Raw genomic sequence first — 16,075 nt, 5'->3', positions numbered from 1 at the left:
GAGCGGCTTTTTTAATGCCTATTAAATAGTGTTAATAGGCATAATAACTAAAATTATAAGCTTTCTATTTTAGTTTTTTGCTCAAGTAGCTTAGTTTTAGCATCGCTAAATTCAGCCAGTTTTGCATTTTCTTTAGCAAGTACCGCTTCAGGTGCGTTGTTTACAAACTTTTCGTTAGCAAGTTTGTTTTGTACTTGTGCTAGGCCTTTTTCTGCTTTTTCGAGTTGCTTATTAATACGCGAAAGCTCGGCTTCCACATCAATTAAGCCCGCCATTGGGATCATTATCTCAAGGTTGCCAACATAAGACGTTGCACATGCTGGTGCATCGTCTTTGTTTTCAAGCATTGTAAACTCTTCAATTTTTGCAAGTGATGCTAAAAATGATTTGTTTTCTTCAATACGGCGCATGTCGTCACTTGATGCATTAGCAAGTAATACGCTAAGCGGTTTACTTGGACTAATATCCATTTCACCACGAATATTACGAATAGATAAAATGAATTGTTTAACCCACTCTAAATCTTCCATTGCTTTAGCATCAACGCTTGCTTCGTTGTATACAGGGAACGGCTGAACCATAATACTGGTGTTCTCTGTTTCAAGGCCTGCAAGTGGTGCAACACGTTGCCAAATAGTTTCAGTGATGTATGGCATCATTGGATGCATTAAACGCAGTAAACTTTCAAGTACCGTTATTAGCGTATGGCGTGTACCACGTTGCTGCGCTTCATTACCTTTAAACAGTACTGGCTTAGTTAGTTCTAAGTACCAATCACAAAATTGGTTCCATGTGAATTCGTAAAGCGTGTTAGCAGCTAAGTCAAAGCGGTAGTTATCTAGGTGTTCTGTGTAGGTTTTAACTGTTGCTTCATATTGACCTAAAATCCAACGGTCAGCTAATGAGAACTCTTTATCTGTTAATACAGTATCTACATTACTTCCTAGCCCAGTAAAACCACAATCTAGCTCTTCTGTGTTCATTAGTACGTAACGGCTCGCGTTCCATAATTTATTACAGAAGTTACGGTAACCTTCAAGGCGGTTCATATCCCAGTTTATATCACGACCGGTTGATGCCATTGCCGCAAGGGTAAAGCGAAGGGCGTCTGTACCGTGTGCTTCAATACCGCCAGCAAATACTTTACGCGTATCTTTTTCGATTTTAGCGGCAAGTTTTGGCTGCATCATGTTGCCAGTACGCTTTTGTACTAGGTCTTCAAGCTCAATGCCGTCAATCATGTCTAGTGGGTCAAGTACGTTACCTTTTGACTTAGACATTTTATCGCCGTTGTCATCACGTATTAAGCCGGTTACATACACGGTTTTAAACGGAACTTGTGGTTTGCCATTTTCGTCTTTTACAAAGTGCAGCGTCATCATAATCATGCGTGCAACCCAGAAGAAAATAATATCAAAACCAGTTACCAACACGTCAGACGGGTGGAAGGTTTTTAAATCATCAGTATTTTCAGGCCAACCTTGTGTAGAGAAAGTCCAAAGCGCTGATGAGAACCACGTATCAAGTACGTCTTCGTCTTGGCTTAGCGTTACGTTATCTGCAATGTTGTTTTCACGGCGTACTTCAGCTTCGTCGCGACCAACAAATACGTTACCTTCATTGTCGTACCAAGCTGGGATACGGTGACCCCACCAAAGCTGGCGTGAAATACACCAATCTTGTACGTCGTTCATCCACGAGAAGTACATGTTTTCATATTGCTTAGGTACAAATTGAATATCGCCGTTTTTAACAGCGTCTTTTGCAGGCTCAGCAAGTGGTGCAACACGTACATACCATTGGTCGGTAAGTAGTGGCTCGATTACAACACCAGAGCGATCGCCGTAAGGAACCGTTAAACCATGGTCTTCAATTTTTTCAAGTAGGCCAAGTTCTTCAAATTCAGCCACAATTGCTTTACGCGCTGCAAAACGATCAAGCCCGCGCAAGCGCTCAGGAATTGGCGCATCAAACTCAAGCTCTTTACCGTCAAAGGTGTATGTTTCACCTTGGGTAAGAATAGCGGCGTCTTTATCGAAAATGTTGATCATCGGCATTTGATGACGCTTGCCCACTTCGTTATCGTTAAAGTCGTGCGCTGGGGTTATTTTTACACAGCCCGTGCCTTTATCTTTATCGGCATGTTCGTCAGCAACAATTTTAATACGACGATTAACGATAGGTAATAAAATCTCTTTACCGATTAAATCTATGTAGCGTTCGTCATCAGGGTTTACTGCAACACCTGAGTCGCCAAGCATGGTTTCTGGACGAGTTGTAGCGACTACTATGTAGTCTTTTCCGTCTTGCGTTGTAACGCCATCAGCCAGTGGGTAACGTAAGTTCCACATGTGGCCTTTTTTGTCTTTGTTTTCAACTTCAAGATCAGAAATAGCCGTATGTAATTTAGGATCCCAGTTTACTAGGCGTTTACCACGGTAAATTAGGTTTTCTTTGTGAAGGCGTACAAACACTTCTTTAACAGCTTCAGATAAACCATCATCCATGGTAAAGCGTTCACGATCCCAATCAACCGATGCGCCAAGGCGACGAAGCTGCTTGGTAATAGTGCCGCCCGATTCTTTTTTCCATTCCCAGATTTTATTAATAAAATCTTCGCGGCCTAAATCGTGGCGTGTTTTGCCTTCTTCGGCATGCAGTTTACGCTCAACTAACATTTGCGTTGCAATACCTGCGTGGTCAGTACCTACTTGCCATAATGTGTTGTTACCTTGCATACGTTTAAAACGCGTTAGGGTATCCATTATTGTATCTTGGAAGGCGTGGCCCATGTGTAAGCTACCAGTGACATTTGGCGGCGGGATCATAATTGAATATGGTACGCCTTTGCCAGATGGCTTAAAGTAGCCTTTTTGTTCCCAGTCTTGATATAGAGACTGTTCAATATCTTGCGGATTGTAGGTTTTATCCATTACACAGAACCTTAAATAAGTACTTAAATTAGTTGGTTAGTTTGCCTGATTGGCTAGCTATTAATATCTTGCGTGGTGAGATTGGCACCGAGTTGGCGTAGCTTTTTAAAACGCTCGCGGGCTGCTTGTTTAGCCGCTGCTTCTACGGGTACAAAATCAAAAACTTGGTTAAACCGACGAATGTAATCCGGTAATTGAGTAGCCAAGTTAATTAAAACTTTACGATTGCCAACAGGTGGCGTAATACCAATTTCTACAGGTGCGCCGCCTTTAGGGCCTTCACCTTGTAAATTATGTGGCACAAAACTATCTGGATCGAATGCCCAAATTATTTCATCAATGGCACAGGCTGCTTCGTTATCGTTAACACAAATAAACACACGCTGCCCATTTCGATACTGATCGGCCGCAATTTGAGCAGCCAAAGCAAAATGATCGTCAGCCTTCGCTTTAGACTCATCTTGTTGCTTTAGAACGAAAAATTTAGCGTTCATGTTCATTGTATCGGGGTTTCCCATGACATTGAATGTATACCAAATTGATATACATAAATTAAGAGGCAGATTTTGCCATATAACGGGGTTTGCTTCAATTAATACACAAATAAATAAGGCGCCAAATGGCGCCTTATAAGTAGCTAAACAGTGTGTTTAATCTTGAGCGGCTTCACTTACGCCAGCTCTATTTAATAAATACTGAGTAAGCATTGGTACAGGACGACCCGTTGCGCCTTTTTTAGCGCCACTGCGCCACGCTGTACCGGCAACATCTAAATGCGCCCAATGATACTTTTTAGTAAATTTAGACAAGAAACATGCCGCAGTAATAGTACCCGCAGAGCGTCCACCTAAGTTTGTAAAGTCAGCAAATGGGCTTTCTAGCTGATCTTGATAGTCATCCCATAACGGTAACTGCCATGCACGGTCGCCACTTTGCTCAGACGCTTTTAATAAATCGTGTGCAAGTGGGTTATGGTTTGATAGTAAACCAGTCGCATGCGCGCCAAGGGCTACAATACAAGCGCCAGTAAGTGTTGCTACGTCAATAACGGTATCTGGATTAAAGCGTTCAACGTACGTTAGTGCGTCGCACAATACTAAACGACCTTCAGCGTCGGTGTTTAACACTTCAACTGTTTGCCCCGACATTGTTGTTAAAATATCACCCGGGCGATACGCGTTTGAGCCAGGCATATTTTCACAGCCAGCTAAAACACCAATAACGTTAATTGGCAATTGCATTTGTGCAAGTGCACGCATTGCGCCAATAACACCTGCAGCGCCGCCCATGTCGTATTTCATTTCGTCCATGCCTTCGCCTGGTTTTAATGAAATACCGCCTGAGTCAAACGTTAAGCCTTTACCAACAAGTACAATAGGGGCTTGGTCGTCAGCGGCGCCTTTGTAGTTAATAATCGACATAATCGATTCGTTATCACTACCTCGGCCAACAGCTAGGTAAGAATTCATACCTAGTTCTGCCATTTGCTTTTCGCCAATAATATCAACAGTGATGTTGTCAAAATTAGTTGCCAACTCTTGTGCTTGCTCGCCTAAGTACACTGGATTACAAATATTTGGTGGCATATTAGCCACGTCTTTACACAGCTTACTACCTGCAGCAATGGCTAAACCATGCTCAATGGCACTTTCGCCAATCGTTAGTTCGCGTCGTGTTGGTACGTTAAACACCATTTTACGAAGCGGACGACGAGGATCTACTTTTTTACTTTTTAATTGGTTAAACGTATATAAGCAATCTTGTGTTGTTTCTACTGCTTGACGAACTTTCCAGTAAGTGTCGCGACCTTTAACGTGTTGCTCTGTTAAAAAGCAGACTGCTTCCATAGAGCCTGTTTCGTTTAAGGTATTAATAGTTTTAGAAATAATTTGTTTATATTGCTTATCATCAAGCTCGCGCTCTTTACCACAACCAACAAGCAATATGCGCTCGCTTAATACATTGGGTACATGATGCAATAATAAAACTTGGCCTGGCTTACCTTCTAAGTCGCCACGGCGAAGTAAATTAGAGATATAGCCATCACTAATTTTATCGAGTTGTTCACCAATGGGGGATAACCTACGTGGCTCGTAAACGCCAACCACAATACATGCGCTGCGCTGTTTTTCTGGGCTACCACTTTTTACGTTAAATTCCATTGTCACTCCTGATTTTGAGTCATTTAAGTTAGTAAGTTGGGGCTAAAAAAGTATTTTCTAGTCTTATCTACGTAACTTATGTAAGGATAATTCTTATTTTAGCTGATTTTGCTAGACTCTTACTGTGTAATTGAACTTTATATGCTTAAGGGCTACTAATGCAACATTATATCGTGCACTTAGGTAGGATAATTAAATTTGATGGCTTATAATAATAGCCTATTTGCCGGTATTAATTGGGTAAAATAGCTATTTAACTATTCAATTCTCACTATCGTAGTGAAATTCCATGTTTAACAGGGGCGAGCATTGCTAATTTTCCGTTATTTGACCGCTGAGGTTTTAAAATCGCAGGTCGCCGTATTTTTAACTTTAATGACAATATTTTTGTCACAAAAGTTAGTTGGTATTTTAGGTGATGCCTCTGAGGGCAGCATTCCTGCTAAATTAGTGCTATCGATGATTGCACTAAAGCTTCCACAACTAGCCTCGCTAATACTTCCGCTGAGTATATTTTTAGGCATTATTTTGGCTTACAGCCGTATATATGCAGATAGCGAAATGACCGTACTTAAAGCCTGTGGCGTAAGTGAATGGTATGTTGTGCGCGTAACGCTTATATCAAGCGTTGGGCTTGCCATATTAGCCGCTGCATTGACTATGTATATAGCGCCGTGGGCAAGCGAGCAAGAGTATCAATTGAAAGAACAAGCCAAAGCCGATGCGGGGTTATCTGCGCTCAGAGCTGGGCGGTTCCAAGAAACCGGTAACGAAAAAGCCGTGGTGTTTATTCATAATATTGAAAAAGGCGGCAAAGAGCTCAATAAGGTATTTGTTGCACAGTTACCCGATAGCGAAAAAGGCAATCTAGCGCGCTTAGTATATGCAGAGCAAGGTGTTGTGGTTGAAGCCGTAAATGGTGAGCAACAGCTAGTACTAACAGACGGTAAACGTTACGAAACAGACGGCACAACGCCTGCACTTAATTTAACAGAATTTGATGGTTACAGCGTACAAATACGAGAGCAAGAAATAGAGCATCAACGCCGTAAATTAGAGGCTGTGCCAACTAACCAATTATTGGCTATAAACACTCCTGAATCTATTGCTCAATGGCAATGGCGACTCGCTATTCCGTTATCAATCCCGCTACTTACCTTACTGGCAGTACCGCTAAGTGTGGTTAATCCTCGCCAAGGTAAATTTGCAAAACTAGTGCCTGCTATTAGCTTGTACTTAGGCTACTTTATTTTACTAAATGCCGCTAAATTTGCAGTTGAAGATGGCAAAATCCCGCCTTCAATCGGCTTGTGGTGGATTCATCTAAGTGCCTTGTTTATAGGTGGGTTATTAATTATAAAAGGGCGACCACTGGGCGCTTGGCTTAAAGCCGTAGTAACTAAGCGGGAGTTAGGCTCATGATGAAAACGCTTGATTGGTATTTAGGCCGCAGTATTTTACAAACTACCGGCTTTGCATTGTTGGTACTTGTTGGTATTAGCACCTTAATTAAATTTATCGACCAGTTAAAGTCGGTAGGGCGCGGCAGTTACGACTTAATGACTGCAATGCTTTACACGCTTTACACAATACCTGGCGATTTAGTGGTGTTTTTTCCGATGGCTGCGCTAATTGGTGGCTTAACGGGTTTGGGGGCACTTGCCTCAAACAGTGAGCTTGTAGTGATGCAAGCCGCTGGTATGTCGCGCTTACAAATAATTGGCTCTGTGATGAAAACGGCCATATTTATGGCTATCTGTATGATGGCATTGGGCGAATGGGGCGCACCTGAAGCACAATTGCACGCTAAAGAAATGCGTAACCAAGCAATACATGGCGGCGATGTGTTTAATACACAAAAAGGTGTATGGGCTAAAGACGGCAATAATTTTATTAATATTGAAGATGTTGATGAAAACGGCAGGCTTAACGGGGTGCATATGTACCACTTTGATAAATCGTTAGAGCTTACCCAAATTACTAAAGCAAGAGATGCACTGAGCCGAAAAGATGGCTGGCTACTTCGTGACGTTAATAAAGTTATTATCACTAGCGAAAAAACCACAACAGAGCAATTACCAGAAGAGTTTTACCCTTCGCAACTCACAGCTGAAAAGTTAGGGGTTGTTTCGGTAAAACCGGAGTCACTTTCATTTACTGGGCTTTGGTCGTATTTAAGTTACTTAGAGCAAAACGAACAAGACACAAGTACCTACGAGCTTGCTCTATGGCGTAAGTTGATGCAGCCAGTATCTGTTGCGGTAATGCTGCTGGTGGCGCTCTCGTTTATATTTGGCCCGCTGCGTACCGTTACTATGGGCGCACGTATTATTATGGGAGTTGTTACAGGGATTGTGTTTCACTTAACTAATGAAATATTTGGCCCTGTCGTTATGGTTTACCAAATACCTGCCATTATAGGGGCGGTATTACCCAGTATTATATTTATAGGCTTTGCGACATATTTGATGAATAAACGGGTATAGATTTACCTATTCAAAGCATGAAAAAGGGTGACCACTGGTCACCCTTTTTGCTTTTTAACTACTGCTTAATTACCGCTTAACTCACGATTTGAAAAGTTGGTATTAATCAAGCTCACTATAAATACGTCTGTTTTCTTCTTTAGTAAGTGCAATAACTTCTGTTTTAGAGATGTAATCTTGCAGTGCTTTTTTGTTTTTAAAATCTACTAACACCACCAAATTACCTAAACCGAGTAAAGCGCTAACGCTGCGGATAATTGATTGCGGCCAGCTAATTAAATTACCCTCAAGAGTTTGTACTTTTAAACGCCATGCACGCATGCCAATGGTTTGCCCGCTTTTAGTCCAAAAGTAGCCAAAAAATACTAAGGTAACAATAATTAAAAGAGCGGTACGAATACCCGAAAGAAGATTTGAATTTTGAATAAAGGCAGATACATCCTCTGCGCCATTTAAACTAATTACATCGAGAGAAATAAGCCCTTGAACGGCAAATAAATACAGCACTACAGTTAACATCGCAAACGCAATAATGGCTAACGTATCGTAAACTAACGACGCAAAACGGCGCCAAAAACCAGCACGTGGAAACTCACCCGACATAAATACACTCTCACTATTAATATGCGAGCTAGTTTAGCAAAAAAGCTTACAAATACTAAGACATGTTAATGTTTAGAGAGGGAATTGATTTTATTGCTTTAAGTTATTACCTACAGGGGAAATGAAAAAGACCCTGCTATTGGTAGCAAGGTCTTTTAATTTATAGCGGATTTAACCTAGCTTGATAGCAAGGTATTTTATGTCGTCACCACTTATTTGCGGTAAAAAATAAATATCGCCGTATTTAAAATACTGCTGCGAGTTAATTATTACGGCCTGTGCTGCCTGAGGCAATGAATCGTAAGTTTGGCCCAAGCTATAATCATTCACATTCCCCACTTTTATTGCCTGATTAAGACGGGTTGGTGGCTCATCAACCACTGTATAACCGTCATTATTTGCGACGTAATACACGTTTTGATATGTGTAGTAGGTGGTATTGTGATGCTTAAAATGCCTGTAATTTCTTGGTAGCGTATTTATACGCAGGCCTCTAGGTGGCGTAACTACATGGTAGCCTCTTTTAGCTTTACGGTAGTAAAGGCCGTCGTTAAACGTAAACGAAATACCATTAAATCTAATCGATGCGCTATTGCGTGGTAAATGGTTCATAAATCGATTTTGTCTGTAAGCGACTGAATTATTATGGCTTGTTAAGTAGTTATATTTGCGCTGGTTGTAGCGGTATTGTTCACGCTTTTCCTGCTTGTACTTAGCAAGTTTACGTTTTTCTTGCTTACGGTCTTCTCGTTTTTCTTTTTTATGCTCAATACGCTGCTTTTTTTCATGGCGGCGTTCATCGCGTTTATATTCAACACGTTTGTCGTGGTCACGTTTAAAGCTTTTATCATTCTCTCGCTCGTTTTGTGCTCCAAGCGCAGAGCCTGATACTGCGCCAATGGCGAGCAGTGCAGGTAGTAAAAAAGTAAGTTTCATAGTATTGCCTCGTTTATGTTTTTACATAACTGGGTTCAATACTAGCGGTTCAAACTGAATGTTAACTGACATACAACAGCAAACGGAGCTATGCTTACAGCTTTTTACATTTTACTGACGGTTCTTGACATAATATCTAGTTTTTGACGATTTTTAAGGGTAATTCTGTTCTTTTTAAGGGGGGTTATTACGAGAGATATTTTAATAATACTGCTATTAAATTATATATTTGGACTTTTTTGTTGTGCTTAGAAAACGTTATTTCCGTGCATTTTTAGATGGGAAAATACCAATAATAGAGTTTAAATGGTGTAAAAAGCTAAGTTTGCGGCGCGTTGTTTATTGCCGCAAACATGACTTTATATTTTAAAGGGCGCATCTATCTTTTAATAAATTTAAGGCTAGGGTGATACGTTATGACATTAACTTTAATAAATGCTGTGTTATTAACGTTTCTTTTAACAACTTTAACTGGAACATACTTGATTACCTTAGTTTGGTTAATTTTTTTCAGTTCTCGTTTTAGCTGAACCTTTTTATATTCTTGCTTTGTATATCTATCATGTGGTGCTGCAAATGCAGAATTAGATAAAGTGCCAATAACTAATAGTGCAGGTAGTATAAATGTAAGTTTCATAATATTGCCTCGTTTGTGGTTAACATGGCTAGTATTGACGTTTGAAACTGAATGCCAACTGCATGTAAGAGCAATGCAGGGAGGCTTTACACCCTTTTACTTATCTTTACTATTCTTGACGCTAATACCAATCCGCAGTAATACTTAATCAATTTGAGAGATTAAATCTAACGTTAACTCTATTAAAAAATGACTGCTATACGACTGCATAAATGCAGAAGGTAGAGCAAAGTAGAGTAAAGTAGAGCAATTGCCGAGAACAACTAATAACAAATTCAGCAGTGTTATCAACACCGTTTTCTTACCTCAAAACAGGTAGCTTAATTAAGCTACTTGGTATAAAACCGTATTGGTTCTATACCATTTCCAGATATTGTTTAGAGTTTAGGTTGGCTACTTTTGATAAAACGGGTAATCGCTATAACCCACTTCGGTGCCGCCATACATAGTCGCTGCATCGGCTTCGTTAAACGTCCAATTATTCGCTATACGCTCTGGTAAATCAGGATTAGCTATAAATGGGCGACCAAATGCAAATAAGTCACCGTAACCTTCACCTAAAATACGAATTGCCTTTTCTACTGTATATTTACCAGCATAAATAATGCGACCAGAGAATTCAGCTCTTACCGCTTTGTAAAACTGTTCTGGTAAATCAGGGGCGTTATCCCAATCAGCTTCCGCAATTGATAGATAAGCAATACCTGCTTTTTCAAGTATTTTTACCGCTTCTACATAAGTGTGGTGAGGGTCTGATTCTACAAGCCCTAAATACACTCTTGTTTCATCTGTACTTGCAAACAAAGGAGCAAAACGTACACCTAAACGATCGGCACCCACTACGCCACTCACAGCATCCACTATCTCTTTTAAAAAGCGCAGGCGATTAGTAAGTGTTCCACCGTATTGATCGTCACGATTATTAGTGTGCTCAGAAATAAACTGATTAACTAAATAGCCGTTAGCACAATGAAGCTCCACACCATCAAAGCCTGCTTCTAAAGCATTGCGTGCAGCTTGAGCATACATACTTACTAGTTCACCAACCTCAGCAGTTCTTAGGGCTCGGGGTTCACTTGGGTTAGCTAGCGCGCCCTCAGTAGGTGCGGTTTCAATAAATACTTTTACATTGTCAGCAACAATATCTGAAGGGCCAACCGGTTTATCTGCATTTGGTTGTAACGACGTGTGCGATACACGGCCTACATGCCAAAGCTGAGCAAAAATAACACCGCCTTTAGCGTGTACGGCTTTTGTTACTTTTTTCCAGCCTTCAATTTGTGCTTGCGAGTGAATACCAGGGGTCCAAGCGTAGCCTTGACCTCGAGGTTCTATTTGCGTGCCTTCGGTAACCATAAAGCCAGCCGACGTGCGCTGCGCATAATATTCAGCCATTAATTCATTAGGGATATTACCTGGCTGAGTGCTGCGAGAGCGTGTTAGTGGTGGCATTACAATACGGTTTTTAAGCGTGAAAGGACCAAGTTCTACAGATGAAAATAACGTGCTGGTATCTGAAATAGGGTGGTTCATTAAAACTCTCTCTTAAAGCAAACTTAGTGGCTTATTACCTCGTATTTAACGAGGTGAAATATTGTGATGGGCTTAATCAGCAATTTGCTGCTTAAGCAATGTTGGTAAGGGTAGAGTTTTAAAGATACAATTTGAAACAACAGTTTTTTGTTTTAGATACAATTATGAATGGTATTAATGGGCTCGATATTAAACAGCTCAGAGTGCTTAACGCATTACTTGATTTAAAAAACCTTTCGCAAGTGGCTCGTAAAATGGGTTTAACTCAACAAGCAATTAGTGAGCAGTTACGAAAACTGCGCGATTTATTTGATGATCGTTTATTTATACGCCAAGGTAATAGTATGGTGCCGACCCCTAAAGCCCTCGCTATGCAGCAGCCTATTATTCATATATTAAAACAACTAGAAACCTTGCTAGAGCCAGAGTTATTTACACCACAAAGCTACAAAGGTGTATTTACTATTAGTGCGACCGATTATGCAACGCAGGCGTTATTGCCTCAGCTTTTTAATATAACCCGCCGCGAAGCACCAGGTTTAAAGTTGATTGTGCGCGACTTTGCATCCGACAACGTTAATCAACTTATAACCGCAGGCGAACTTGATTTACTTATAAGTTTTCCTGAGTTTATTCCTGACAACTTAGCGTATGTCACTTTGCTAGAAGAGCAGCACTTGTGTATTACAGGCTGTAAAAATGAGTTTGAAAATGAGCCCTTAACACTCTCGCAAATTGCAGCGCACCCACAGCTGGTAGTGTCGCCTTCGCGCGCTAATTTACGTGGATCACACGATCAATGGTTTGCAAATAAGGGTTTAAAGCGAAATATTGTTATGTCGGTACCGAGCTTTTCAGCAGTGCCCGACATTTTACATACAACCGATATGTTGGCGTTTTACCCATCAAGATTATTACCAAACAGCAAAGTTAAACAGCTTAAAACGCAGGCGCTACCACCTACATTTAAAGTAATAGCCGCATGGCATCCTCGTACTAATAACAGTCCAATTCATAAATGGTTGATAGAACAACTGCAAAATTTATAAAATCCTTAGAAATGCAACAAGATCTAAACGCTCTTGCTTAGTTAATTTTAATGGCTTTAGCAGTTTCGTCGTTTTAGGAAAATGAGGATCGTTTAATTGGTTTTTCCTAGGTTTAGGTCTTGCTCCACCATGGTTGTACATGTTTACTATACCCAGTAGATCATCAAAAAGTCCATTGTGCATCCAAGGAAATGTTTGTGTTAAACCAAGTAGAGAAGGGGTTCTAAATAACCCTATATCACTTGGATTATTTGTAATATTAAACCGGCCTTTATCTTCAAAACTACGGCCGTAGTAATGAAGGCCAGTGCCATGAAATTGGTTGTCACTTAATAGCGCGCCATTATGGCAAGTCATACATTTTGCTTTGGTTCTAAATAAATGTAATCCGTTTAATTCACTATCTGATAAGCGTCTAACCGCTTTTTTTGGATTACTCTGAACCTCATTAATAAATGATTTAAAACGAGTATTAGGTGCAATGAGTGTTCGCTCAAATGCAACGAGGGCTTCTGCCATTTGTGCCATGGAGAGCGTATTTGAATTAAAAGCACTTTTATTAAATGCCGTATAGCTTTTATCTTTATTGACCCGCATTAAAGCTTTTTGTGGATCTAAGTCCATTTCAATTGGGTTGCTAATGGGCATAAGTGCTTGTTGCTCAGCTGTTTTAGCGCGACCATCCCAAAAAAAACTTTGCCACTGATCTATACCAAAAATTGCAGGGGTATTGCGGGTGCCCACTTGATCATTTATACCGATTGCAGTGGCACGACCATCATGAAAACCCTTATCTCGTTCATGACAACTTGCGCAGCTTACGGTTTTATCGCGTGAAAGCTGTGTATCATGAAAAAGCTTATTGCCAAGTGCAACGTGCTCTGCCCGTGGAGTGGCTATTGGCAATAGCGAAAGAGGCTCAACTATACGCTCATCACTGGTTTGAATGGCAGGCCAATTTACTTGGCTCTTACTATACAAACCACGTAGCTCTGTGTTGCTGTATTGTTGAGCGTGCATACTAAGGGGGAGTAATAATGTTATTAAACCAAGTAGCTTAATCATATTTATAAGTTACTCCAAGCCAAAACATTCGACCAGGTTCAATGCCAGCGGCTCCTTCGTTTACATTGTAAGTACGGGCGTTTAAAAGGTTAGATACATCAGCGCGTATTTCTACGTTGTGTTTTTCACTAATTTTAGGATTATATCGTAAGCTTAAGCCGACCATAGTGCGGGCACGAATAACACGTTGCTCATAAACATCAACCAAAGTAGATGTAATAGGGCAACTAATACAGCTCTTGTCTAGCTCAACGCTTTCACTCGCGCCTGTGCTAACAGCTGTATCAAAGCTACCACTATAGGTAATGTTTAAGCCTGTACTAAGTGAATCAAGCCAGTCAACATTCCAACCCATAGCGCCGGTTACGGGAGTTCCAAAATTGGTGCGAATTTGAGATAACTGGTTAAGTGTAACAAGTTCACCTTCTTCTTTAGCATTAACGTAATAAACTAGCTCATCAAGAGGGGTGTTATTTGCGGTTGCATTGTAGCTGTCGTTTGACACTTTATTTTGCGCATATGAAGCATTTGCCCAGAATGAATGTGCTTTAAATTGTGCACTCCATGCAATCGAGTAACGCTCAGAGCTACCTGTACCGCTGTTTGTTATTTCAATATATTTGAAGCCATCTTCACTTGGCGTATCAGCAGTTGAGCGAGACAATTGTTGATGCTTTTTCCGTTTTACATACTTAAGTGAAAAGTTACCAATTTTTTCAAATGAGTGAGCTATACCAAAAGCTAACTCGTCATCAAAAGGTGTTTGCACATCGTTAAAACGATATTTAAATGCGCCAGTGTAATTAGAGGGTAACCAGCCTTGTAAGTAGCCGTTTTCGATAGGGCGGTATTCGTTATACGAAAAGTTTTGTTGCTCTTTTATTTTATAACCAATAATTCCTGAATCATAATAACGGTTTACGCCTGCGCTTATTATTGTACGTCCATCATTAAACACATCGTAACCAAGCGAAATACGCGGGGCTAAGTTATGATTTTTTAAAAAATCATCATAGTTATAGCGCATTCCTAAGTTAATATTTACATGACCAAGCGTTAAATGATCGGTGATATATAAAGCGCCACGGTTAAGTCCTACATTTATATATTCAGCAGGTGTAACTTTACGACCATTAAAATACTGTGCAGTACTTACAATGTTATCGCTATAAGCTGCAATATGTTCAGGGTTATTAAAATCAATACTCCCTCCCAATTGCTCGGTAAGTTGCTCTATAGAAATAGCAGATTCAAGCGATTGGCAATCAAGCGTGTAACCGCTGCAATTAAGTGGTGCACTGGCGCTTGACCAAATAATAGGAGAGTCGTATGTGTAACTATTTTGAAAACGTTCACGTTTCACTTCTTGGTGTATAAGCTCTATACCAGCTTTAATATTGTGCTCTACACTCAAAAATTTAAACGTATTAAAATCGAGAGTGTTTTTCCAACTCGTGGTCAATTGTGTGTTATCGAGCGCCCCATACCCACCTTGCTTGGAATAACGCGTATTAGATAATCCTTGGTCCGCAAATTCTCCCCATTGCTTTCCTTTTGCCTGCAACCAATTATAAAAGTGATCTTGGGACTCTCGACTGCTATCGCTTAAATTTACATTAAGGTTACTGTGCCATGTAGCAAAGCTTAAATTTTCTGTTAGCGATATTACGCCGCCCACTGCTCCACCTTCTAAGTGAAAGTTACTGTCTTTGGTATCAACAATAAAGTTATCAACTTCGTAAGGGGCGTACATTAAACTAATATCAAGCTGATCGACCCAGCCATTTTTGTATCCATATTTAACTAATGCATTAATATTTCGGCGACTTTGCGTTTTTGGTTGACCCAGTGAAAAATCACTAATGTCGCTGGTAAGGTAATTAACGCTTACCATAAGTCCGTGGCGTTCATTGAGTTGTTTATTGGCGCTCAATGAGTAACTTATTTTTTTAAACTCTGGGGCTTCTAGCGCTTCATCATCAACATTTCGTTGTCCAGACTCTTCATCAGCTTTAAGAAAATGGTATTCTCCCCAGCTACTTTGATTCCCACGCACACCAAAGCTAAAGCTGTCTTTTGCAAAAGCACTTTTGGTTTTAGCATCAACAATTCCACCTGAAAAACCACCAAATTCGGCTGGAATGTTATGGTCGTACACGGTTATTGATTCAACAATATCTGAATTTACATTCATGCTTTGCACACCGCCCGACACATCATTGCTGGTAGCTGTAACTCGTGTAGCACTGGCGGGATCAATACGGTTGTTGTAGTTCATGCCATCAATCGAAAACCCTGTTTGCCAAGGTTGCGCGCCAGAAATAGATATTTCGGGTGCGCTAATTTCAGCCAAGCTTTCAATACTAAAAGCGTCGTTACTGAGTTGTACTCCAGGGAGGAGGGCAATTAACTCATTTATATCCCCATTACCTTTAGCGGTCGAGGTTATAAAGTTACGGTCGAGGTATGAGCGACCAATTACTTCAGGCACTTCAATACCTATGTACTGACCTTTTACTTCTATGTGTTCTAAGGCTTCACAACGTTTTTTTTCTTCATTTTGTAAAGTACTGCATATGGGTTTTGACTGGTCGGTCTGCTCTTGCTCGTTCGCTGCATAAGCGTTTTGGGTAAGCAAAAGCAGACACGCTAAGGTGCTAGGTGTCTGCAT

At 40.5% G+C, this 16,075-nt stretch carries 12 protein-coding genes; 3 read left to right on the top strand and 9 right to left on the bottom strand.

Translation table 11 applies throughout. From position 1 onward, the window contains the following. Positions 1-53: 53 nt before the first annotated feature. The 3 genes from I6F48_RS08405 to pepA form a co-directional block, all read right to left on the bottom strand. Positions 54-2,933, bottom strand: a complete 2,880-nt coding sequence (locus I6F48_RS08405) for a valine--tRNA ligase (RefSeq protein ID WP_197119238.1) — start codon at positions 2,931-2,933, stop codon at positions 54-56. A gap of 53 nt (positions 2,934-2,986) precedes the next feature. After that, positions 2,987-3,433, bottom strand: coding sequence for a DNA polymerase III subunit chi (locus I6F48_RS08400; protein WP_007587285.1), 447 nt, complete (start codon positions 3,431-3,433; stop codon positions 2,987-2,989). 150 nt (positions 3,434-3,583) lie between these two features. Then, entirely contained in the window at positions 3,584-5,095 is a 1,512-nt protein-coding gene (pepA, locus tag I6F48_RS08395; protein WP_007587283.1) for a leucyl aminopeptidase, read from the bottom strand. Positions 5,096-5,404: 309 nt separating this feature from the next. On the opposite strand from pepA, the gene lptF reads away from it, so the two are divergent. Both lptF and lptG read left to right on the top strand, forming a co-directional pair. Next, a complete protein-coding gene (gene lptF, locus I6F48_RS08390) occupies positions 5,405-6,517 on the top strand; it encodes an LPS export ABC transporter permease LptF (protein WP_002962016.1) in 1,113 nt (370 codons plus the stop codon). Continuing rightward, entirely contained in the window at positions 6,514-7,581 is a 1,068-nt protein-coding gene (gene lptG / locus I6F48_RS08385) for an LPS export ABC transporter permease LptG (RefSeq protein WP_165727265.1), read from the top strand. The genes lptF and lptG overlap by 4 nt, the downstream gene beginning before the upstream one ends. A gap of 102 nt (positions 7,582-7,683) precedes the next feature. Here the strand turns inward: lptG and I6F48_RS08380 are convergent, their stop codons facing one another. From I6F48_RS08380 to I6F48_RS08365, 4 genes are all read right to left on the bottom strand, one after another. Further along, on the bottom strand, positions 7,684-8,184 hold the full coding sequence (locus I6F48_RS08380) for an RDD family protein (protein ID WP_007587274.1): 501 nt from the start codon (positions 8,182-8,184) through the stop codon (positions 7,684-7,686). Between the two features lie 171 nt (positions 8,185-8,355). Beyond that, a complete protein-coding gene (locus tag I6F48_RS08375; RefSeq protein ID WP_165727266.1) occupies positions 8,356-9,120 on the bottom strand; it encodes a DUF6515 family protein in 765 nt (254 codons plus the stop codon). Positions 9,121-9,499: 379 nt separating this feature from the next. Then, a complete protein-coding gene (locus I6F48_RS08370; protein WP_165727267.1) occupies positions 9,500-9,757 on the bottom strand; it encodes a hypothetical protein in 258 nt (85 codons plus the stop codon). 393 nt (positions 9,758-10,150) lie between these two features. Continuing rightward, a complete protein-coding gene (locus I6F48_RS08365; protein ID WP_197119237.1) occupies positions 10,151-11,290 on the bottom strand; it encodes an alkene reductase in 1,140 nt (379 codons plus the stop codon). Positions 11,291-11,421: 131 nt separating this feature from the next. On the opposite strand from I6F48_RS08365, the gene I6F48_RS08360 reads away from it, so the two are divergent. Then, positions 11,422-12,339, top strand: coding sequence for a LysR family transcriptional regulator (locus I6F48_RS08360; protein WP_197119236.1), 918 nt, complete (start codon positions 11,422-11,424; stop codon positions 12,337-12,339). On the opposite strand, the gene I6F48_RS08355 is transcribed toward I6F48_RS08360, so the two are convergent. After that, positions 12,334-13,404 (bottom strand): cytochrome-c peroxidase, encoded by a 1,071-nt coding sequence (locus I6F48_RS08355; protein WP_165739953.1) that lies wholly within the window; start codon positions 13,402-13,404, stop codon positions 12,334-12,336. The genes I6F48_RS08360 and I6F48_RS08355 overlap by 6 nt on opposite strands. Continuing rightward, complete coding sequence (locus I6F48_RS08350) at positions 13,397-16,075, bottom strand: TonB-dependent receptor plug domain-containing protein (protein ID WP_165739955.1); 2,679 nt, start codon at positions 16,073-16,075, stop codon at positions 13,397-13,399. The genes I6F48_RS08355 and I6F48_RS08350 overlap by 8 nt, the downstream gene beginning before the upstream one ends.

The sequence above is a fragment of the Pseudoalteromonas sp. SWYJ118 genome (genome assembly GCF_015864505.1).
GTDB lineage: Bacteria > Pseudomonadota > Gammaproteobacteria > Enterobacterales > Alteromonadaceae > Pseudoalteromonas > Pseudoalteromonas arctica.
Note: the sequence above shows the minus strand (reverse complement) of the source record. Positions and strands in the feature narration are given on the sequence as shown.